This is a genomic window from Glutamicibacter nicotianae (assembly GCF_006539525.1).
GTDB classification, from domain to species: Bacteria; Actinomycetota; Actinomycetes; order Actinomycetales; family Micrococcaceae; genus Glutamicibacter; species Glutamicibacter nicotianae.
Genome location: NZ_BJNE01000004.1, coordinates 39,130 through 59,724, shown reverse-complemented (window position 1 = coordinate 59,724; position 20,595 = coordinate 39,130). Strand labels below are relative to the sequence as shown.

Annotated in this window: 18 protein-coding genes; 8 read left to right on the top strand and 10 right to left on the bottom strand. The window is 59.9% G+C overall.

Features of this window, described 5'->3' with window-relative positions; genetic code table 11:
- Window positions 1-2 precede the first annotated feature (2 nt).
- The gene (locus tag ANI01nite_RS06525; RefSeq protein ID WP_141356844.1) at window positions 3-458 is read left to right on the top strand and encodes a GNAT family N-acetyltransferase; all 456 of its coding nucleotides are present in this window, start codon (window positions 3-5) and stop codon (window positions 456-458) included.
- A 79-nt stretch (window positions 459-537) separates the two neighbouring features.
- On the opposite strand, the gene tgt is transcribed toward ANI01nite_RS06525, so the two are convergent.
- Window positions 538-1,836, bottom strand: coding sequence for a tRNA guanosine(34) transglycosylase Tgt (tgt, locus tag ANI01nite_RS06520; protein ID WP_141356842.1), 1,299 nt, complete (start codon window positions 1,834-1,836; stop codon window positions 538-540).
- 133 nt (window positions 1,837-1,969) lie between these two features.
- Between tgt and ANI01nite_RS06515 the strand changes: the two genes are divergently transcribed.
- A complete protein-coding gene (locus tag ANI01nite_RS06515) occupies window positions 1,970-3,067 on the top strand; it encodes an FUSC family protein (protein WP_141356840.1) in 1,098 nt (365 codons plus the stop codon).
- Here ANI01nite_RS06515 and ANI01nite_RS06510 read toward each other — a convergent pair.
- Entirely contained in the window at window positions 3,064-3,603 is a 540-nt protein-coding gene (locus ANI01nite_RS06510) for an NUDIX hydrolase family protein (protein WP_038992495.1), read from the bottom strand. The genes ANI01nite_RS06515 and ANI01nite_RS06510 overlap by 4 nt on opposite strands.
- A 209-nt stretch (window positions 3,604-3,812) precedes the next feature.
- Here ANI01nite_RS06510 and ANI01nite_RS06505 point away from each other — a divergent pair, with 209 nt between their 5' ends.
- A complete protein-coding gene (locus ANI01nite_RS06505; RefSeq protein WP_141356838.1) occupies window positions 3,813-5,261 on the top strand; it encodes an MDR family MFS transporter in 1,449 nt (482 codons plus the stop codon).
- A gap of 138 nt (window positions 5,262-5,399) precedes the next feature.
- Window positions 5,400-6,176 carry a 3-hydroxyacyl-CoA dehydrogenase gene (locus ANI01nite_RS06500; RefSeq protein WP_141356836.1) on the top strand — a complete coding sequence of 259 codons (777 nt, stop codon included), beginning with the start codon at window positions 5,400-5,402 and terminating at the stop codon, window positions 6,174-6,176.
- A gap of 25 nt (window positions 6,177-6,201) precedes the next feature.
- Here the strand turns inward: ANI01nite_RS06500 and ANI01nite_RS06495 are convergent, their stop codons facing one another.
- The 3 genes from ANI01nite_RS06495 to ANI01nite_RS06485 form a co-directional block, all read right to left on the bottom strand.
- Window positions 6,202-7,101: a hypothetical protein gene (locus tag ANI01nite_RS06495; protein ID WP_141356834.1), complete on the bottom strand. Its 900-nt coding sequence runs from the start codon at window positions 7,099-7,101 to the stop codon at window positions 6,202-6,204.
- A gap of 72 nt (window positions 7,102-7,173) precedes the next feature.
- Window positions 7,174-8,190: a pseudouridine synthase gene (locus tag ANI01nite_RS06490; RefSeq protein WP_170214598.1), complete on the bottom strand. Its 1,017-nt coding sequence runs from the start codon at window positions 8,188-8,190 to the stop codon at window positions 7,174-7,176.
- 52 nt (window positions 8,191-8,242) lie between these two features.
- Window positions 8,243-9,073, bottom strand: a complete 831-nt coding sequence (locus tag ANI01nite_RS06485; RefSeq protein WP_141356830.1) for a DNA-formamidopyrimidine glycosylase family protein — start codon at window positions 9,071-9,073, stop codon at window positions 8,243-8,245.
- Between the two features lie 90 nt (window positions 9,074-9,163).
- Between ANI01nite_RS06485 and ANI01nite_RS06480 the strand changes: the two genes are divergently transcribed.
- A complete protein-coding gene (locus ANI01nite_RS06480) occupies window positions 9,164-9,643 on the top strand; it encodes a MaoC/PaaZ C-terminal domain-containing protein (protein WP_141356827.1) in 480 nt (159 codons plus the stop codon).
- Between the two features lie 25 nt (window positions 9,644-9,668).
- On the opposite strand, the gene ANI01nite_RS06475 is transcribed toward ANI01nite_RS06480, so the two are convergent.
- From ANI01nite_RS06475 to ANI01nite_RS06465, 3 genes are all read right to left on the bottom strand, one after another.
- Window positions 9,669-14,336 carry an ATP-dependent helicase gene (locus ANI01nite_RS06475; RefSeq protein ID WP_141356825.1) on the bottom strand — a complete coding sequence of 1,556 codons (4,668 nt, stop codon included), beginning with the start codon at window positions 14,334-14,336 and terminating at the stop codon, window positions 9,669-9,671.
- Between the two features lie 181 nt (window positions 14,337-14,517).
- Window positions 14,518-15,159 carry a Fic family protein gene (locus ANI01nite_RS06470; RefSeq protein ID WP_344696439.1) on the bottom strand — a complete coding sequence of 214 codons (642 nt, stop codon included), beginning with the start codon at window positions 15,157-15,159 and terminating at the stop codon, window positions 14,518-14,520.
- 310 nt (window positions 15,160-15,469) lie between these two features.
- Entirely contained in the window at window positions 15,470-15,616 is a 147-nt protein-coding gene (locus tag ANI01nite_RS06465; RefSeq protein WP_255209584.1) for a recombinase family protein, read from the bottom strand.
- Window positions 15,617-15,897: 281 nt separating this feature from the next.
- On the opposite strand from ANI01nite_RS06465, the gene ANI01nite_RS06460 reads away from it, so the two are divergent.
- Both ANI01nite_RS06460 and ANI01nite_RS06455 read left to right on the top strand, forming a co-directional pair.
- Window positions 15,898-17,031 carry an ImmA/IrrE family metallo-endopeptidase gene (locus ANI01nite_RS06460; protein ID WP_141356823.1) on the top strand — a complete coding sequence of 378 codons (1,134 nt, stop codon included), beginning with the start codon at window positions 15,898-15,900 and terminating at the stop codon, window positions 17,029-17,031.
- 92 nt (window positions 17,032-17,123) lie between these two features.
- Window positions 17,124-17,525, top strand: coding sequence for a hypothetical protein (locus ANI01nite_RS06455; RefSeq protein WP_141356821.1), 402 nt, complete (start codon window positions 17,124-17,126; stop codon window positions 17,523-17,525).
- Here the strand turns inward: ANI01nite_RS06455 and ANI01nite_RS06450 are convergent.
- Window positions 17,494-18,354, bottom strand: coding sequence for a DUF6602 domain-containing protein (locus ANI01nite_RS06450; RefSeq protein ID WP_141356819.1), 861 nt, complete (start codon window positions 18,352-18,354; stop codon window positions 17,494-17,496). The genes ANI01nite_RS06455 and ANI01nite_RS06450 overlap by 32 nt on opposite strands.
- Window positions 18,355-18,618: 264 nt before the next feature.
- Between ANI01nite_RS06450 and ANI01nite_RS06445 the strand changes: the two genes are divergently transcribed.
- Window positions 18,619-19,281 (top strand): hypothetical protein, encoded by a 663-nt coding sequence (locus ANI01nite_RS06445; protein WP_141356817.1) that lies wholly within the window; start codon window positions 18,619-18,621, stop codon window positions 19,279-19,281.
- Window positions 19,282-19,429: 148 nt separating this feature from the next.
- On the opposite strand, the gene ANI01nite_RS06440 is transcribed toward ANI01nite_RS06445, so the two are convergent.
- Entirely contained in the window at window positions 19,430-20,398 is a 969-nt protein-coding gene (locus tag ANI01nite_RS06440; protein WP_141356815.1) for a GGDEF domain-containing protein, read from the bottom strand.
- Between the last annotated feature and the right edge of the window lie 197 nt (window positions 20,399-20,595).

Sequence of the window (20,595 nt, the reverse complement as noted above, 5' to 3'; positions counted from 1 at the left end):
CGATGAACGACATGATTTCCATCTATAAGCCCGATGAGCTGTCCATGGATTTGTTCTACTCAATCTTGAAATTGCGGGCCGACGTCTTCATCGCCGAGCAGCGCTCGTGCTGTCCGGACATTGACGGCCGCGATCTGGATGCCGGCACGGTGCACCTGGTTGTTGCCGAGGACGGAAAAGTGCTGAGCACGGTTCGAATCATGGATATCGACAGCTGCGCTCCGCGCATTGGGCGCGTTGCGACGGCAGCGGAGGCCCGCGGCCGCGGCCTTGCCGGGGAACTCACGCAACGTGCCGTGGACCTGTGCGCCCCGGACGCTCAGATCCAGCTTAGCGCCCAGACCCAGCTGGAGGGCTGGTATGGCAAGTTCGGGTTCCAGCGTTCTGGGGAAGACTGTGATGACGACGGGATCATGCATTTGCCGATGATCCGCGCAGGGCAGGGCATTCCAGCCTAGAAAAGACCGAGGCATCGGTTCTCCACACGCTGGCTGGCGCGTTCAGAACCGATGCCTTGGCTGTTCTAGGAATCCTCGTCTACTGGGTAACTGGCTGGCCCTGCGGATCGGGCTTGCCAGCGTAGTAGCTGGAGAGCACCTTGTCCTTCAGTTCGAAGAAGGTTCCGTCTTCGATGGCCTGGCGCGCGGACTCGACCAGCGAAACAGTGAACTGCTCATTGTGGATGGAAATCAACGTGTGGCTGAGCAGTTCCTTGGACTTGTACAGGTGGTGGATGTAGGCACGGGTGAAGTTTCTGCAGGCATAGCACTCGCAGCCTTCCACCAGTGGGGTGAAGTCGCGCTTGTAGCGTGCACCTGAAAGGTTGAAGCGGCCCCAGGGGGTATAGAACGCCGAGTTGCGGGCCACGCGGGTGGGCGAGACGCAGTCAAAGGTGTCAGCGCCGTTCTCAATGGCGGTGAAGATGTCATCCGGCTCGGAAATGCCCAGCAGGTGGCGTGGCTTGTTCTCGGGCAGTTCTTCGGCGCACCAGCCGACGATGGTTCCCAGGTTCTCCTTTTCCAAGGCGCCGCCGATGCCGAAGCCGTCGAAGGCCATGGCTCCCAGATCCTGGCAGGCCTTGCGGCGCAGGTCTTCGTACTGGGCGCCCTGGATGACTCCGAACAGCGCCTGGTAATCCTTGCCCGCCCGGGAATCTGTCAGGGCGAAGTGCTCGGCAATGCAGCGCTCGGCCCAGCGCCGGGTGCGCTCCAGGGACTCGACCTGGTAGCCGCGGGAATTCTGCAGGGTGGTCAGCTCGTCGAAGGCGAACATGATGTCCGCGCCGATCTGGTGCTGCACGCCCATGGAGATCTCAGGGGAGAAGCGGTGCTTGGTGCCGTCGAGGTGGGACTTGAACCAGACGCCGTCCCCATCCACATTGGCCAGGCGTTCCTTGCCCGGAGCCACAGCATCATCCGGACCCGACTGGTCCACCGACTTCATGTCGATGACCTTCTTGAAGCCCGAACCCAGGCTCATGACCTGGAATCCGCCCGAATCGGTGAAGGTTGGACCTTCCCAGCCCATGAACTTGCCCAGGCCACCGGCCTCATCGAGGATGTCCGCCCCCGGCTGCAGGTACAGGTGGTAGGCATTGGACAGCACTGCCTGCGCGCCAAGCTCCTCGACCTGAACGGGGGTGACCGCCTTGACGGTGGCTTTGGTGCCTACGGCAATGAACGCTGGCGTCTTGATTTCGCCGTGCGGGGTACGGATCACGCCGGTACGCCCGAGCATCGGGGAACCGTCTTCAGCGGTCAGCCGGGTTCCGACTTCAAAGCCGAATTCGTTCTGGCGGGCATGCGGGGCACTGGGGTCAAAGTTCTTTTCGGGCACGTAACAAGTTTGCCGTATTAATCGCGCGGTGAGGAAAACGACAGGGTCAATGTGCGCCAAAACCTAACGTGTCACAAGGCAAAGCGCGAATAATGGGGCATACGTGTTGTGTCCAACGCGACGGAAGGAAGATGTGGCCCTGCAGAATCTGAAGGAGTCCGCCAAGGCGCTGGTGACGCTGGGGCCTGCCCGCAAAGACCACTGGATCGGCTTGCGCACTGGCGTAGGTGTTTTTGCGCCACTGCTTGCCCTTTTCGCGATTGACCGGCTGGACCTGGTGGTCTTTGCCGTTTTCGGTGCCTTCACCGGCGTGTATGGGCGCGTGGATGGCTACTGGAACCGCTTGCGGATGCAGGTCCGTTCCGGTGCCTTGTTCTTCGCGGTGATTGCCTTGGCGCTGGCCGCTTCCCACTGGTGGATCGACCATTCGGACCCCGGGATCAAGCAGTGGCAAGTCGTTGGCGCGACGACCCTCGTTGCCGGTGCCTGTTCGGTGCTGGTCGGTTTCATGCGGTTGCGGCCTGGCGGTTCGCTGTTCCACATCTTCGCCTTTGCGGCGATTGCCTCGATTCCTGGGCCCGTGCCCTTTGGCGAGGCCCTGCTCGTGGCGGGCTTGACGATCTTGCTGTCGATAGCCATCGGCGCTGCCGGGGCGCTCGGGCAGTGGACCAGCCTGTGGAAGCGCACCCCGTTGCCGCCGCTGTCGGATAACGTCCGCAAAGCCATCTGGTGGGAAGGGCTGTTCTATATCCTGACGGCCGGCGTCGCCGGTGCCCTGGCCAATACCTTGGGCAACAACCTGGAAGCCGGGCACAACTACTGGGCGATGGTGGCCGCGGTGGTTCCCCTGGTTGGGCACACCACTAGCCTGCGCATCCGGCGCGGCATGCACCGTATGCTCGGCACCTTGGTGGGGGTGATCCTGATGGCGATCTTGATCTTCCTGAATCCGCAGGTGTGGATCCTGCTTGCCTTCATCGGCTTCTGCCAGTTCATGGCCGAGCTGCTGGTCATGCGCAACTACTTCTTGGCGCAGGTCTTCATTACCCCGATGGCACTGGTAGGCGTCTCGCTGGCCACAGGCCTGAGCGGCTCGGTGATGTACGACCGCGTGGTCGAAACACTGATCGGCTGCATCGTGGGCATGCTCGGCGTGCTCTTGGGAAGCTGGGTCGGATCGATCGTCAAGCGTCGTCAGGGAATCATCCCCAAGGGCGGAAAGCAGAACTAGATATTCACTCCGACGTGGGCTAATGCCTGACGGAGAATATTTTCACGGCCGCCCGCGAACTCGCCCTGGATATCCGAGCTGAGCGCTTCGGTTGGCGAAAGCCAGGTCAGTTCCAAGGCGTCGGAGCGCGGGCTGGTCTCGCCGCGGACCGGCACGATGTAGCACATGGACACTGCGTGCTGGCGATCATCGGTCAGGCCGGTTTCGCTCGGCGCCGGGAAGTACTCGGCAACGGTGAATGGCACCGGTGAGGCCGGAAGCTGCGGCAGCACCATGGTGCCCAGATCCTTTTCGATGTGGCGGATCAACGCTGCGCGAATGGTCTCGCGGTACATCACCCGGCCCGAAACGAAGGTGCGCAGCATGCGGCCATCGTCATCGCCGGTCAGCAGCAGGCCCACCTCGTTGACATAGCCCAGCGGATCCAGGCGCACGGGAATCGCCTCGACGTAGAGCATCGGCAGGCGCTGGCGTGCCTCGTAGAGGTCTTCCTCGGAGAGCCATCCAGGGTATGGGTCAGGTGTGCGCACGTTCATGGTTCTATCTTGGTACACAAACCCTCGACATTCCATGAAGCTGGATCTGTGTTGCCGAACTCACTGATGCGGATTTCCCGCAACCCTAGTGCGCCGCATTCCCAAGCGATAAAATCGGTAGAGCTATTTGAATTTCTAGTCCGGCGAACAGCTGCAGGCATCAAATGGCATTTCCTTTTTCCGAATCCTCGTGGAAGCAGATTCCTGCCGTGACGAACGCTCCAGAACGACTGAGCAAACAGAATTTCACCACGATTGCGGTGCTGATTGTTTCCAGCTTCGTGGTCATCCTGAACGAAACCATCATGAACGTGGCTCTGCCTGTGCTCATGGTTGAATTCAATGTCACCGCTGACGCAATCCAGTGGCTGTCAACCATCTTCATGCTGACCATGGCCGTGGTCATTCCGATGACCGGCTTCTTGCTGCAGCGGCTGAGCATACGCAATGTCTTCGTCTTGGCGATGGGCCTATTCACCCTCGGCACCCTGCTGGCTGCACTCGCGCCGGGTCTGGGCGTCCTGCTGCTGGCCCGTGTCATCCAGGCCAGCGGCACCGCCATCATGATGCCGCTGCTGATGACCACCATTTTGCATCTGGTCCCGGCCGAGCGCCGCGGCGTGCTGATGGGCAACGTCTCCATCGTGATTTCCGTAGCTCCGGCCATCGGCCCGACGCTCTCCGGCCTGATCCTGCAGTTCCTCTCGTGGCGCTTCATGTTCATCGTGATCATCCCGATTGCGGTAGCAGCCCTGCTGATCGGTACCCCGCGGCTGTCCAAGGACGTCGACGGCGCCTCGGCTCCGCTGTCCATTCCTTCCTTGATCCTGGCGATCCCTGGATTCGGCGGCCTGGTCTACGGACTGAGCGGCCTCTCGGCAGGAATCACCCCGCTGAACCTGGGCATCCTGGTCGGCGCGGTCCTGTGCCTGGTCGCCTTCGTCTTCCTGCAGCTGAACCTGCAGAAGGAGGACAAGGCGCTGCTGGATTTGCGTCCGCTGAACTACAAGGATTTCACCCTTTCGCTGGTGCTGATGATGTTCTCGATGATCTCGCTGTTCGGCGTGATTATCCTGCTGCCGATGTTCTTCACCAGCGTGCTGGGCATTGAGACCCTGACCACCGGCCTGATCATGCTTCCGGGCGGACTGCTGATGGGCATCCTGGCACCGATGGTCGGCAAGCTCTACGACAAGGTCGGCGCCCGTCCGCTGATCGTTCCCGGCGCCGTGGTGCTTCTGGTGTCCCTGCTTGGTTACGCCATGATCCTGAACGCGAATACCCCGATTTGGCTGTTGGTTGTCATGCACCTGGTGATGAGCTTGGGCCTGGCCTTCATCTTCACCCCGGCGTTCACCACTGCGCTGAACCCGTTGCCGCACAGCCTGCACTCGCATGGTTCGGCCCTGCTGTCGACCTTGCAGCAGTTGGCTGGCGCCATGGGCACCGCGCTGCTCGTTGGCGTTGTCGCCGCGGCCACCGCCTCGAAGATCGCGGACGGCATCGACCCGCTGACCGCTTCGGTTGAAGGCTTCCAGCCCGGCTTCCTTGTTGGTGCCGCCTGCAGCGTGGGCATCGTGGTCATCGGCTTCCTGCTCGGCGGGAAGAACAAGTCCGTTGCCGCTGAAGCCGAACCTGCAAAGGTTCCGAGCCACTAGACAGCAGAAGCGTACGAGAGCCGCTGGATCCCATCATGGGATCCAGCGGTTTTTCCATGCCTGCTGGCAAGCTTCTTCGCCTGGACGTAACTGGCCAGTAATGTAGATCACAGGTTCACTGTCTACGAAGGAGCAAGCATGCAGTTGCAGGATTCAGTCGCACTCGTCACCGGAGGCCTGTCGGGATTGGGGCGCGCCACGGCGCACATGCTGGCCGCCCGGGCCAAGCACGTGGTGGTGCTCGACCTGCCGCGCGAGGACGGCGATGAAATCGCGGCTGAGATCGGGACGAATGTCCGTTTCGTGCCGGCCGATGTCACCGACGCGCAGCAGGTGGCCGCCGGCATCGAACGTGCCAAGGAACTGGGCACCCTGCGCGTGCTGGTCAATTGCGCCGGTGTTGCCACCCCGGGAAAGGTGCTGGGCCGTGACGGGGTGCTGCCGCTGGAACGCTTCGCCAAGGTGCTGGACATCAATGTCAACGGCACCTTCAACGTGATCCGCCTGGCCGCAGAAGCCATGGCGCATAGCGAAGCGCTGAACGACGAGCAGGGAACCACCGAACGCGGCGTCATCATCAACACCGCGTCGGTGGCCGCGTTTGACGGGCAGATCGGACAGCCCGCCTACGCGGCGTCCAAGGGAGCCGTAGCCGCGATGACCCTTCCCCTGGCTCGCGAGCTGGCAAGCCACCAGATCCGCGTCATGACAATCGCGCCGGGCATTTTCCATACGCCGATGATGGCAGGATTGCCGCAGGCAGCCCAGGACTCGCTCGGTGCCCAGGTGCCGCATCCATCGCGCCTGGGACGTCCGGAAGAATACGCGGCCTTGGTGGAGCATATCGTGGCCAATCCGATGCTCAACGGCGAAACAATTCGCCTTGATGGCGCCATCCGCATGGCACCGCGTTAAGCATTTGTGGCGGGCGTGGCAGAACCTAGAATTCTACGGTTTTGCCGCGCTGTGCACGGTGCTCGGCATGGCTGATTTGGAACCGGCGGTTCTCGGCCATCAGGAACACCAGCAGGGCCATGAAGATCCAGACCGCGCAGACCCACAGCGGCGCTGAATCTTTCAGCCAGCCCTGGATGGCGGCAGCAATCATGCAGATTCCGTAGCCGCTGGCCAGCGCATGGCGGCCGCGCTCTGAATGGGCGAAAGCGCCGGCGGCCACCGAGATTCCGGCCGTTATCAGGGCGGCCTGGATTCCGTGCTCGCCGTCATGCCATCCGGCGGCGGCAAACCACAGCTGCAGGGCGTAAACCATGCTGGCACCTGCAAAGAAGCTGATCGGGGCGTCGGTGGCCCAACGCTCCAAGCGGTTGCGCGCAGTATTCTTGTTCAGCTGCAGTACGCCGTACAGGGAGAGCAGCGAAGCGATGGTCGCCAGGATGGCAGCGCCGACGGGCATGAAGCCGGACGCCAGGGTGATGGCGCACGCCATCAACGCTGTTGCCGGGATCGAGTAGATGGAAATGATCCGCTGGCGCCGGGCCGACAGCTGGTCGCTGCGCAGCGAGAACGCTGCGCTGAGGACCAGCGCGATGGCAAGTGCCGGCCACAGCACCGAGTGCACCAGGCTGGTATCCAGCAAGCTGGCTTGGGCTCGTCCATGCAAACCGGAAGACAACGCCAACGTGGTCAGCAACAGCAGCAGGCCCGAAGCGCCCAGCAGATATCCGCGTATCTTGTCGAAGGGCTCCACCACAGGGTTGGGGCGATGATCCGGCGGTGCATAGGGCAACTCGAAGGAGGTCCGTTCGCTGGCCGATGCCATGGCGGAACGGGCCGAGGCCACGAGGGAATCAAGTTGCGGGGTCGACTCGTGTTCGGCCATCTTGCCTTCATCCTTATGTGTCACGGGATATTGGGCACCAGCTTAGGCCAGTTCCTCCCACATGAGAAGGGGTTATTGAGCTGAAGGGGCTTCCGCCAGCCGTTGCTCACTGCTGAAGCTGCGTTCGGCGCCGGTCAACGGATCGGTGAAGGAAATGGTGTGCGCCAGCAGCTGCAGCGGGCGCCGGTAGTCATCAGGAGCCAGATCCCACAGCCGGGGATAGAACGCATCATTGATGATGCCCAGGCCCAGGGAAGCCAAGTGGATCCGCAGCTGATGGGTCTTGCCCGAATGCGGTTCCAGATCCATCAAGGCAACCTCGGTCCCGGAATGGAAACCATGGCTGGTTCCAATGGTCTCGACCTTGATCAGGGTCTGGGCATTCGGCTCGCCTTCTTCCACAATTGAACGCAGCTGGCCCTTGACCTTGGACATCCGGTTTTCGAAAACGAGCGGCGTGCGCTGCAGCAGATCGCGCAGTTCGGATTCAGTCTTGACCTGGGAATGCCCGCCGTTGGGCTGCAGCACGCGTCCGGTTTCCAGTCCTTCACCGGGCTGCAGGGCGACGACCGCCTTGTAGCGCTTGGCAATCTCCCGGCGCTCGAAAAGCATCTGGTAGGCGCCCCGAGTCTGCGGATTCACCGCGAAAAGAATGACGCCGGCGGTGGCGCGGTCCAGCCGGTGCATCGGCACCAGGTCGTCGATGCCGGTCTGGTTGCGCAAGCGCACCAGCGCGGATTCCTGGATGAAGCGTCCACCGGGTGTGGTGGGGAGGAAGTGCGGCTTGTCCACGACCAGCAGGTGCTCGTCCTGGTGCAGGATTCTGGCCTCGAAGGGGATCGGGGTTTCTTCCGGCAAGGAGCGGTAGTACCAAATGAATTCATGCTCGCCCAGGGGAGTCTGGCGGGTGAGCGGAGTGCCGCCCAGGCCAACGATTTGCTGCTCATCGAAGCGGCGCAGAATGCCCTCGGGATCGACATGGCCAAAGCGTTCGAGCAGATAATCGGCGACAGTTGCCCATGAACCGGTCCGCGGGAGTCGAAGCCGAGTTGCATTGACGCCGTTGCGAACGGGAAGCGGGGATTCCATAGCCATATGGGATATTCTCCCATCTTTGCCGGGAGCACGCTGATCCGCGGCCTCAGCTGCGCGGTGCCGGCTGGCAGGACGGGCAGAGGTAGCAGTCGCGTTCCAGCCCCGAGTCCTCGGCGGCGATCTTCAAGACCTGGATGGTGGTGCCGCAGCGCAAGCAGGGCTTGCCGGCGCGTCCATACACCCAATAGGGCTCGCGGGTGCGCGCCAGGCCGGTGGTGACCCGGCGCGGCCGGTCCTTGTTGACCTCCAGCAGGCGCCGGGACATCTCGATGGCTTTCTCCAGGCCCACCACCTGCCCCACCAGAGTGAGCGGATGCAGCCGGGTGAGGAACAGGACCTCGCTGCGGTAGATGTTGCCGACCCCGGCCATCAGCCGTTGGTCCAGCAGCGCCTCGCCGATGCCGCGCTGCGGCTGCGCGCGGAAGTTCGCGGCCGCCTGCTGCGCATCCCAATCCGTGCCGAGCAGGTCCGGGCCCAGATGGCCAACAAGTTCCTGCTCGTCGGCGGTGGGCACGAGCTTGACCTGGGCGATGTCGAATCCGACCGCGGTGATCCCGGTGAATTGCAGCACCACACGGGCAGTGTGGGCGGGGCGCTTGAAACGGTCGCCGGAGCCGTAGAGGTCCCAGCGGCCCTCCATCAGCAGGTGCGAATGCAGGGTCAGGGGAGGATGGTTGAAGGCAGGGTCTGGGTCCGTGGGCGGATGCAGGCGCACCAGCAGGTGCTTGCCGCGCGGGACGACTTCGGACACCATGTACCCGGCCAGGTCCACGGTGGACAGCGACGGAACCCGGAAGTCCGAGCGAACGATGGTTTTTCCGGCCAGCGCGCGGTGCAGCCGGGCGGTGGCCCGATAGACGGAATCTCCTTCTGGCATGCGTCCTCCCTAGAATCAATCCAGGAACCCATCGTAAGGTGCAGCCGTGACGAAGCGCAGTTCGTCGCGGCCGTGGCCTACGCTGGGCGCATGGGCATTGCAGCAACAGAACAGATCGAGCCGACCGAACCGACCATCTATGCCGAGGACTTGGCAGTCGGGGACATAGTTGGTTTGGGCTCGTACAAGATGACCGACGAGGATCTGCACGCGTTCGCCATGCAGTGGGATCCGCAGCGGTTCCACATCGACGAGGAGTTTGCGCAGCAGGGTCACTTCGGCGGCATTATCGCCAGCGGCATCCACTCGTTGGCGATTTTCCAGCGCCTGGCAGTGCTGGGAGCCTACCGGCACTGGTGGGTGGTGGCCGGAAGGGCGATGGAGAATATCCAGTTCCATGCTCCGGTGCGTCCCGGCATGGAACTGCACGGGCAACTGGAAATCACCGATATCCAGTTCAAGCGCGAGGACCGGGCCCTGGTGACTCTGCATGGCTCGCTCGGCTGCGATGGGCAGGTTCTCTTCGAGGTCACCAATGCTGCCTGGATCTGGGGCAGGGCGCGCAAGTAGCGCCGGTGCTTGCCTGCGCTGCGGCTTAGCGCCGGAAGCGGATCCCCTGCGGGGTGGAATAGAATCCGGCCGCCAGCAGCGCGTGGGCGAGGGGGTGCTCAAGGACCGGCTCGCCGTTGACCGTGGCAATGGCCAGCTTGTCCACTGTCGCGGTGCGCAGCACGGCCACCAGATTTCCTGCCAGCAGCCGCCATGACTCTTCGCTTGGCTCGCCGAAAGCGAGCACGGTGCGCCCGCCGCGCTCCAGGTAGAGCGCCAATTCTCCGTCCAGCAGACCCACGATCGCCCCGGCCTTGCGCCCCGGGCGGTGCCCGGTCTGCGTGGCCGGCCACGGCAGGGCCGCGCCGTAGGGGTTGGCCGGGTCCGTGGAGGCGAGCACCACAGCCTGCGGCTGGCGCTGCGGGTCATCGGGCAGGGTGAAGGTGCGCAGCCGGTCGATGGTGTTGGCGGTGGAGAACTGCGCGGCGCCGAGCTTTTCGATGAAGTAGCCGCGGCGGGCATGGCCCGCCTCTTCCAGCTTGGACAGCACCCGGTAGAGCTGGCCGAAGCCGCCGGGCACGGATTCGGCGGCCACCGAACCGCGGGTGAGCACCCCGTAGCGTTCAAGCATGATTTCCGCGGTTGCATGCGCTGCGATGGTCGGGTCCAGCGCAGGGGCGGGCAGCAGCGACCAGCGGGCCGAGCCGCGGGTGTTGCGTGCCAGCTGTCCGGCCGCCTGTTCCCGGGCTAGCCGGGTAAGCCCGGAGAGCCGATTCAGCCGGGCGGCACGGGCACGCGGCGCCGGCTTGGCGATCTTGTGCGCGGTGGTGCCGCCAGCCAGGTAGCCGCGCACCGGAGCGAGGGTGTCGGGGGAGATGAACCCCGCCCAGAACAGCTGCCAGCAGGCCTCGGTGATCTCCTGCTCGGTGGGCGGCAGCCCCTCTTCCGAGTGCAGCCGGGCGGCGAGTTCCTGCACGAAGTAGGCCCCGGTAGCGTCGAAGGAATCAAGCACCCGGCGGGCCAGCGAATCCAGCTGGGACATGTCAGGGGCTGGCAGGCTCAGGGAGGCGAACTCTGCGGTGTGCAACGAAAGCCAGCCGTCCTTGCCGCCGGCGGCCCCGGCCCCGCAGATCAGCACGTCCCCGCTGCTGGTCAGCTCATCGAGCCACGATGCCTGGTAGCCGTGCAACCTGGCGGGCAGGATGAATGATTCCAGCGCCGAGGCAGGAACTTCAACCCCTGCCAGCTGGGTCAGCACCTCGTAGAGCCCGTCGCTGCCTTCCAGCCGGGAGCCCACCTGCTGCCAGGCGGGCAGGAAACGTCCGAACGTTGGCTGGTCCACCGGCTCCACCTCGGCGCGCAACGCGGCCAGCGAACGGGTGCGGATGGTGCGCAGCACCGAAACATCGCAGTATTCATCCCCGCTGATTCCAGGCGGGATCAGCTCCACCGGACGGAACGCGCCCAGCGACAGGCGGCCGGCCGCCACCAGCTGGTCGAGCACCGGGCGCAGCACCGCGACGCCCAGGCCGAGTGCGGCGGACAGCTCGGAGAGCGTGAACGGGGCGTGGGTGCGGGCGAAGCGGGACACCAGGTCCTCAATTGGCTGGGCCGCCGGTTCGAGGAAGGCGGTGGGGATGCCGGTGGGCAGCGGGGTGCCCAGGGCATCGCGCAGCTTGCCCGCGTCCTCGATGGCCGCATAGGCCAGCTGCCCGGCGACCCGCAGGGTGAAGGCGCGGCGGGTGGCCACGAGGGATTCGGCATGGGCCCGGGCGGTCTCGGCATTCAGGGCTTCCTGCTCATCCTCCGTTGAGCGCAGGCGCTGAGCCAGTTGCTCTGCACTCAGCGGGCCGAGCAGGCGCAGCAGGTCCGCGGCGCCCTCCATCCCGGATAGCCGGCGGTTCGGCGCCAGGTGCTGCAGCTGCTGTTCAAGGGTGGAAATGACCTGCGGGTCGAGGATCTCGCGCACATCGTTGCGGCCCAGCAGTTCGCCGAGCAGGACCGGGTCCAGGCTCAGCGCGGTGGCGCGGCGTTCGGCCAGCGGGGCGTCGGTCTCATAGAGGAACTGGGCCACGTAGCCGAAGAGCAACGATTGGGCGAAGGGCGAGGGAAGCTCGGTGGTGACTTCCACCAGCCGGATGGCGCGGGAGGAGACCTGGCCCAGGATCTCGGTCAGGGCCGGCAGGTCGTAGACGTCGTTCAGGCACTCACGTACGGTCTCCAGGATGATCGGGAAATCCGGGTAGTTGCGGGCCACGTCCAGCAGCTGGCTGGCCCGCTGGCGCTGCTGCCACAGCGGGGTGCGCTTGGTCGGGTTGATCCTCGGCAGCAGCAGGGCGCGGGCCGCGCATTCGCGGAATCGCGCGGCGAACAGCGCCGAGTTGGCCACCTGCGAGGTGACCACGTCCACGATCTCATCGGCCTCGAAGGCGAAGAGGTCGGCACCCGGCGGCTCATCATCCATGGCCGGGATGCGCAGCACGATACCGTCATCCGCGGCCATCGCAGAGGCGTCCAGGCCCCAGCGTTCGCGCACGCGCGCCCCGATGGCCAGCGCCCATGGGGCGTGCACCGCCAGGCCGAAGGGCGAATGCAGGATGACCCGCCAGTCGCCCAGCTCATCGTGGAAGCGTTCCACTACGAAGTTCTGGTGGTTGGGCACCTGCCCGGTGGCCTGGCGCTGCTCGCCCAGGTAGTTCAGCAGGTTCTCGGCCGCGAAGGGATCCAGCCCGTGCTCGCGCAGCGCGGCGGCGGAGGCGCTGCGCTCGCCGGCCAGCAGCCCGGTAGTGAATTCGCCCAACGCCGCTCCGAGTTCCACCGGGCGGCCCAGCCCGTCGCCGTGCCAGAAGGGCAGCTTGCCGGGCTGGCCGAAGGCCGGGGTGACCAGCACCCTGTCGTGGGTGATGTCCTCGATGCGCCAGCTGGTGGCGCCCAGCGCGAACACGTCGCCCACGCGGGACTCGTAGACCATTTCCTCGTCGAGCTCGCCCACCCGCTTGGGGGCCTTGTCATCCTCGGATCCCGCAAGGAAGACGCCGAACAGCCCGCGGTCCGGGATGGTGCCACCGGAAATCACCGCGAGGCGCTGGGCGCCGGGGCGGGCGCTGAGCACTCCGGCATCGCGGTCCCAGATCAGCCGCGGCTTGAGGGTGGCGAACTCGTCCGACGGGTATTTGCCCGCCATCATGTCCAGGGTCGCCAGGTACACGCTGCGCGGCAGCTGCTGGTAGGGCGCGGCCCTGCGCACGGTGTCGTACCAGGCTTCGACCTCAAGGTCCTCCATGGCCACCGCGGCCAGGGTCTGCTGGGCCAGGACATCGAGCGGGTTGGCCGGGATGACCATTTTCTCGATATTGCCTTCACGCATGCGGGTGACCACCAGTGCGGTAGAGAGCAGGTCCGCGCGGTGCTTGGGGAAGAAGATGCCCTGGGAGACCGAGCCGACCTGGTGACCGGCACGGCCCACGCGCTGCAGCCCGGAAGAGACCGAATTGGGTGATTCGACCTGGATCACCAGGTCCACCAGGCCCATGTCGATGCCCAGTTCCAGCGAGCTGGTGGCCACCACGGCGCGCAGCTTGCCCAGCTTCAGGTCTTCTTCAATTTGGGCGCGGGCATCCTTGGAGACAGAGCCGTGGTGGGCCCGGGCCAGCAGCGGCGCCTCTAGGTTAGAAGCGGCGGTGGACCCGGCCTGGGCCATCAGCACTGCCGGGGTGGATGTGGAAGTATCCTCGGCACTGAACCCCTCGCGTTCGGCATAGATATCGTTCAGCCGCCCGGTCAGGCGTTCGGCCAAGCGACGGGAGTTGGCGAAGATGATCGTGGAGCGGTTCTCCAGCACCAGATCCACCAGCTGGTTTTCCACGTGCGGCCAGATGCTGGCCGAGGCCGCCGGGGAGGAACCGGGTCCCAGGTCGTGGGCGCCGGCCGCCGACGGCAAGTCGGTCATGTCCTCGACCGGGACCCGCACCGCGAGCTCCCACTTCTTGGTGGATTTCGGGCGCACGATATTCACCGGTGCCGAGCCTGCAAGGAACCGGGCGACTTCTTCGGGCGGTTCCACCGTGGCCGAGAGCCCGATGCGCTGGGCCGGGGCAGCAAGCATCGCGTCGAGCCGCTCCAGGGACAGGGCCAGGTGGGTGCCGCGCTTGGTATTGGCGATGGCGTGGACCTCGTCGATGATGACGGTATGCACCTGGTCCAAGGTTTTGCGGGCCTGGCTGGTGAGCATCAGGTACAGCGACTCGGGCGTGGTGATCAGGATGTCGGGTGGGTCCTTGAGCAGTTTGCGCCGGTCATTGGCCGGGGTGTCTCCGGAACGTACGCCCACGGTGACCGATGGCTGGGAGAGCCCCATTTCGTGTGCGGTGGAGCGGATGCCGGTCAGCGGGGAGCGCAGGTTGCGCTCCACGTCCACGCCCAGGGCTTTCAGCGGGGAGATATAGAGGACTTTGGTTCCGGTGCCTGCCGGGTGGTCCGCATCGGATTCCATTCCGGGCAGCGCTGGCGCGTCGAGTTCCGCATGATGCAGCCGGTCCAGGGCCCAGAGGAACGCGGCCAGGGTCTTGCCAGAACCGGTGGGAGCGATGACCAGGGTGTGCTTCCCGTCGGAGATGGATTCCCAGGCGCCGCTCTGCGCCACCGTGGGCGCTGAAAAGACGTCGGTGAACCACTTGCGGGTGGCCGCACCAAACCGGGAAAGCACATCACTCATGGAATCGATACTACGTTCTGGACTCGACAGTTCGGGGACTTCACTAGTTCAAACGAATACGGTGCAAATTCGCGTCGTGGTTCCTGCAAGTCTCGGGGAAGCGAAAACTGCCGCTTGATGCCGCCAGTAGCCCTGAAATCGATGAAACTGAACTGCCGGCGTGGATGCTCAATCTCTTCCTCTACCGGCGCCTTTTAGCTCTGGCCACGAATTCGTCTAGTCCCCTCACAACATCCTTGGTTACCCAAATGCGATTGCGTTTCCTGTTCGTGATTTGCACGAGGATCCCGGCATCAACCAGGTGGTTGATAGCAATCTGCACATTGACGGTCGTGATCCCAAGTTCTGCGGCAGCGGATGAGCTGTCGATGACTGGTTGGCGAAGCAGGATGCTCACTCTCCGATTCGCTGCCGAATCCCGTCGTTCTTTGACCTGTTCTCGCCATTGCTTCTGGGCAGTGTCAAGATCGTTTACCAGAAGCCGGCGATTGCTGATCGCCGCGAAAGAAGCGTTGGCTGCTGCTGCTGCTATCGGCGCGATGTCTCCGGAACGGTAAGAATCCAGTGCGTTGAAGTAGCTGGTGGTGTCGTGGAGCAAGCCGGCAGAGACCGGCTCGGTGACACTGCGCGTCAATTGCGTACCGCGCAGTATTGCCTGGATCAGCGCCCGGCCAACCCTGCCGTTGCCGTCAGGAAACGAGTGAATCGTCTCGAACTGGGCATGAGCGATTGCTGTCTGCACGAGGATTGGAAGATCGACACGATTGGCGAACTTAACCAAGTCGTCCATGAGTTCGGCAACTCGCTCATGATGCGGGGGAATGAACTGGGCTGCATGAGGGCTTGGTGTCCCTCCGCCAATCCAGACTTGCTGGTCGCCCTATTGCCCCATGATGCTGAGATTGATTTCTTCCAGCAGAGCACGGTGCGTCGCCAAGATGTCATGTTGAACAATAGCCTTCGACGGTGCAAGTGCCGCTTGCATGGCCCTGACATTTTTCATTGCTATGACCAATGCCATAGGTGTGGAAGCCCGGTCTCTTCGCATAAAGGAGTACCTCATATTTCTATTGCCAAGTGCGGTGGCCACATCTTGCCGCAAGCTATATCTGCTACATCCGGCCTTCCACGAGCTAATCTAGCTCGGGCCGAGATTTGAGGGCGCCGGAAGCGGTGTCGGTGAAAATGCGATAACAACCGGCTTTGGTGAGTGCGCCGAGCTGAAGTTGCGCGTCTTGGTTACCTGTGGAGACTCTGGCGTATCCGAGGAGGTATCCCATGGTTTGAAATGTATCAATACTCGTCTCGCGGTCATAGTTTCGATGCATAGTTTGTGAGACTGAGTTTTGCGACGAAGTGGCACTAGAAATCCGTTGAGTTTTCAACTCTCGAAGATTTTCCGCCCAGATGACAGGATGGTGTGTCACAAACGGACGATTTTGCGACCCCTGTGCCTTTTACACGCTTTGGATTGCAAGTCATAAAAAGATGTATGCGCTGTTCGCTGAAGACTCGGGGCCCAATGACGGAATGGTTTAACACCATGTGTTAGATTTCTGTAATGGCCAAGCTGGCAATCAATCCCCAAATACTATCTTGGGCAATAGACAACGCTGATGTCTCTCTCGAACGAGTCTGCATAGCAACGGGACGCGAACTAGAAATAGTCCAATCCTGGATTTCTGGCGACACTGAACCGACTAAAGGCGATGTCCAGAAAATCGGAAGATTGCTGGGCCGGTCTCTACAGTTTTTTTTCCTGAGTAAACCTCCTGAGGAGTCTCCGGCTGTAGCTCGGTTTAGGTCCGCAATTGACGGATCTAGCCTGGATCCAACTCAAGAGCTTAACGCAATACGCCGAGCATCTCGGCTACAACGCATTGCTCGTGCAGGGTTAGAGACCCACAACGAAGATGCCGTGTCGCTACCGCGGATCACTTCGAACCCCAATAACTATGCCGCCATCATGCGAGAGTTTTTGGGTTGGGATACCCGACGAGATCAAATCGCTACAACTTCTAAAAGTGCTACATTCAAATCGCTTCGGCGTCGAATTGAGTCACTAGATATTGTTGTTGTTTATCTTGATATGGGTGAAGGGAACTGTCGCGGCTTCTCGCTTACTGACAAAGTCGCGCCTCTGATCGCAATTAATTCTGCATACAGCAACGCTGCCCTCAAGTCTTTCACTCTTCTCCACGAGCTCGGGCACCTAGCTAAGGGGTCCGGCTCAGTCTGTCATTTTGAAGACACGGCAGAAGAAAGATGGTGTGATCGGTTTGCATCGGCGTTTCTGCTTCCCGAACAGGAGGTTCTAGAGTATTTCAGTTATAAGCAATGGAATAGAGTCACTACCGATAATTATCGAGATCGCGTCCGCCTTACATCTGGCCGATTCAAAGCTAGTTGGAAATCCGTTGCTTTACGCTTAAAAGAACTAGGCCTGGCAGATCAAAATGTAGTTGATGTCGTCTTCAGTGGCACTGACGATATGCAAGAACGTGCAGGATTCAATCCGAACGGGGGCCGCCGGACGCCTGAAATACGGCTAGATTACTTTGGAAGAACTTTCACACGGTCCGTTCTAAATTTGTACGATCATGATTCACTCAGTGAATTCGATACACGCCGGTATTTGAATGTAAATTCCAGCGAGTTGCAAGCGGTGCGATCTCTATTAGCGGGTGATCAGTAGCTATGCCGCTTTTCATTATTGACGCCTCAGCCATGGTCGTCGTAGAAAATTGCTGTAACGATGAGCAAGAATTCAGACAAGTCTTAGCGTCTATGACTACCCTTGTAGGTTCAGGGGATCTACTGTGCTCAAACCTGAGCGTTAAACAGATTGTGGCATATGAAGACGACGCTATCGTAGTGAGCTGGATCAAGATGGCTGCCGCCAACTTCGTTTTTACTTCTCCTGATTATCACTACCTTGACGAAGTTTTGGAAAAATGTGTGGAAATTTTTGATCCTACGGACACAGAAGAAAATCCACAAGCAGAAACATTGGCACTTGCTCTGCATGCACGTGACAAATTCGGAATGAAAAATGTTGTGGTGGTGACGGATCAATGGGTCGATTCGCCGCTGGTTTCAGCGCAAGGCCCGGCGGCTTCGAATCTACTGTTAGAGGCGATGCGTGTGGAAGATTTTATCAGTGAACTACTGGGAGTCCAGATTCCTTAGGAATGAAGGTTTCCCGAGCAATATCTGTCAAATAAGCACTTAACCAACTGTTTGGATACCCTAGCCGCGTCGCAACGACTGAAGAAAGCGATTCTGCAAAAAGTAATAATGCACGTCCCGGCTCGAACAGGTACTTTTCACCTCGTAATTCGAAACGTGAGACTGGATGAACGTTCCCCGCATGAACGACCGTCTTTTCTCCGCTGTCTGTGCTTACCCAGGCACCTGAGATGCGGGCGCCAGTATCGTCATGCTCATGAAGTGGGACCAAGCCTACAGGGGAGTTGGGCCCCGCGGACGGCGCTATTCCCGGATTGAGAATACATGCAAGCGACGGCCTTCCGCTGTCCCCTAAACCGTTGATTTGACGGACTGATGAAACTGGCGACCCAGTCGCGATGTACCCAAAGAAGGCTGAAGCTGGAACCTCAAATCCGTTAATAGGCTGAAGCGCTTGTAAACTTGAGAATTTCTCATAGGCATCATCGATGTCTCGCTCCGAAACCGAAGATTTTACTTCAACCACCACGTGTACAGTTTCGACCGGAAACAAGAGTTGTGTCGATTGCGCAAGAATTTGAGGCTGAGTAGTTCGATCGTAAACAACCAAGTCCATCTGCTTAGAACGACCACCGTGGCTATCAATGACGATCCCTGTTCCGACTCGAACATGCGATGGAAGGAGGCTTTCCACCAATGCGCCTAATGCTAATTCGTTTGCTCTTCCACTTTCGGCATTGTGAGCGACCAAACGGCTGAAAGTATCTGCTTCGACTTGTAACTGACGAGCGACACCGGACCAGTACTCTTCAACTATAGTTGGACTCATGGTTTAGATCCTTTCACAATTTTTTCTCTAGTTACGAAGCCGGGACAAATACGCAGCGAGTGACCATCACGAGCATAGGATGCGAACGGGTCCCAAGGCGACCAAATTAAATTTTTTAGATCCTGCAGCTTTTTCGTATCATCCGGTGATTATTAAATTTTTTAGGCTGATTTAAGATATTTGTTTTGTATCTTGACTTAGGCTTTGGAATAGAAGTATCAACTATAGTTTCGCAGCCTTTGGAGATTCGCCAAAAGGAGCCTCATGGAAATTGCATTTCTCATTCTCGAGTATATGAAGGTATTGGTTTGGCCAGTTACGGCTATAACCATAGTTTTCTTATTTCGCGTTAATTTGAAAGGAATTCTCAGTCGCCTTAGCAACGGCGAATTAGATGCTCTCGGAGTAAAGGTTCGTGTAGACCTAAATAAAGCGCAAGAGGAAGTGCAAAGAGCTGAGGAGCATGCCTCTGGCCTCCAGTTAGATGCCATACAAGATGCAGAACTACGAGAAGCGCAAGCTCATCTCGTTTCAGATTTTGAAGAGCATTTTAAATCCGTCGAAAAAATACATTCATCTCCGGAATCGGCGACCGAACGTATAATTAGCTGGACCTTCATCGCTTACCTCCAGACAGTCATTGATTGCGCTACGGCATTAGGGCACAACCCCATTAATAGTAGATTTCCCGGTAAAGATCTTTACAGCAAAGCTGTACTTGAATTAGAAGCTCTTGGAGTTTTCAACGAAGATATGGCCAACGCAGCTCAACGGCTAATGCGGATCTACAATTCGCAGTTCCGAAATAGCACTCCTCCCGAACGCGAGTTTGCAGATCTATATTTTTCTACAGCCTACGAATTAGCTGAACTCGTCGTTTCGTCAACCAAGAATGCGATGCATCAAAGGAACTCAACATCTGGGTAACCAGCGCATTCTCTCGCGTAGTGAGTTCGCATGTTCTGACAATACAACAGCCTTAACTTTACATAACGGAGGTTATCGGCGAACGAATTCCGTCCAAAGAAGCGGTTGCAGAGGTAGATAAGATCAGCAAAATAGCAAGGACAGTCTGTTAGCTGTTTTTTCTGGCACGAACGCGACTCTGATATTTCTGCTGATACATTAAAGCATCAGCCGCGGCAATGCACTGATCAATGTTGGTACTGCCTGGCTGAGCTGAATAGAATCCTATGGCTGCAGGAATCCCTGCCTCTTCCAAGGACTCTTTGAATACTGAGAAATAAGCCTCTGTCTGGGATGGAGCTACTCCGTTGGCCAAAATCATGAACTCATCACCCCCATATCGAGCGACGCGGCAGGACTCAGTGCTTTTACCTCTCAGGATCTCACCAGTGCGCTGCAACAATAAATCTCCAGCTGCATGACCTTGGCTGTCATTGACCTGCTTAAGCCCATTGAGGTCTATCACAGCAACCGAGACGGAATCGCCAAAAGCGTCGAGACGTTCTTGCGCATCCCTGGTGATCTTATCCCAGCCGCGTCGATTTAACAGACCAGTCAAAGCATCTGTTTGCGCCAAGGCATCGGATAGCTCACTATTTCTCCGTTCTCTATCAGCTACTCTTGCTAACTTCAATTGGGCAGATAGAAGTGAACTGATGAGGGCAACGAGTTCTTCATCAATTTTCTCCCCCTCAGTGAGCGGATCGGTGCGCACCCCGCACAGGACACCAAACATCTCACCCCGGTCATCATTGATGGTGTACCCGGCATAGGCTCCCACCTCGGCTGATAATCGCATACACGAATAGTCAGGATCTTCCTGCGTATTTTCCACAATATGAGCAGCACCATTGGCCATTCGACTGCATAAAGATTCCTCCCACTCAACACGTTGACCAGTTTTGAGCAACTGATCCGGCTGCACGTGCAAGTGGATCTGCTCTCCATCGATTACGCGAGAAACTGACCAATCTGTCAGCGGAGTATGCATTTTAAGGTAAGAAATAGCCCGTTCAGCCGAATCGGTGAATATCTGAGCACCGTTAAATACCTGTGTATCTTTCGCAATGCGTGTCATCTTAGGCTTTAACCTCCATGCAGCTCAGGCGATAATACCCTCAGAGCACCATTCGAAATTAATCGAACTTAAATTCTCAACGAGAACAGCGATCCTGTGTGAAATCATTTCCTACTAAACAGAATAACAACCATCAGATGCTGAATTGATGCATGTCCTCTCTAAAACCCACCAGGACCGTTTGGGTATTTAACGAA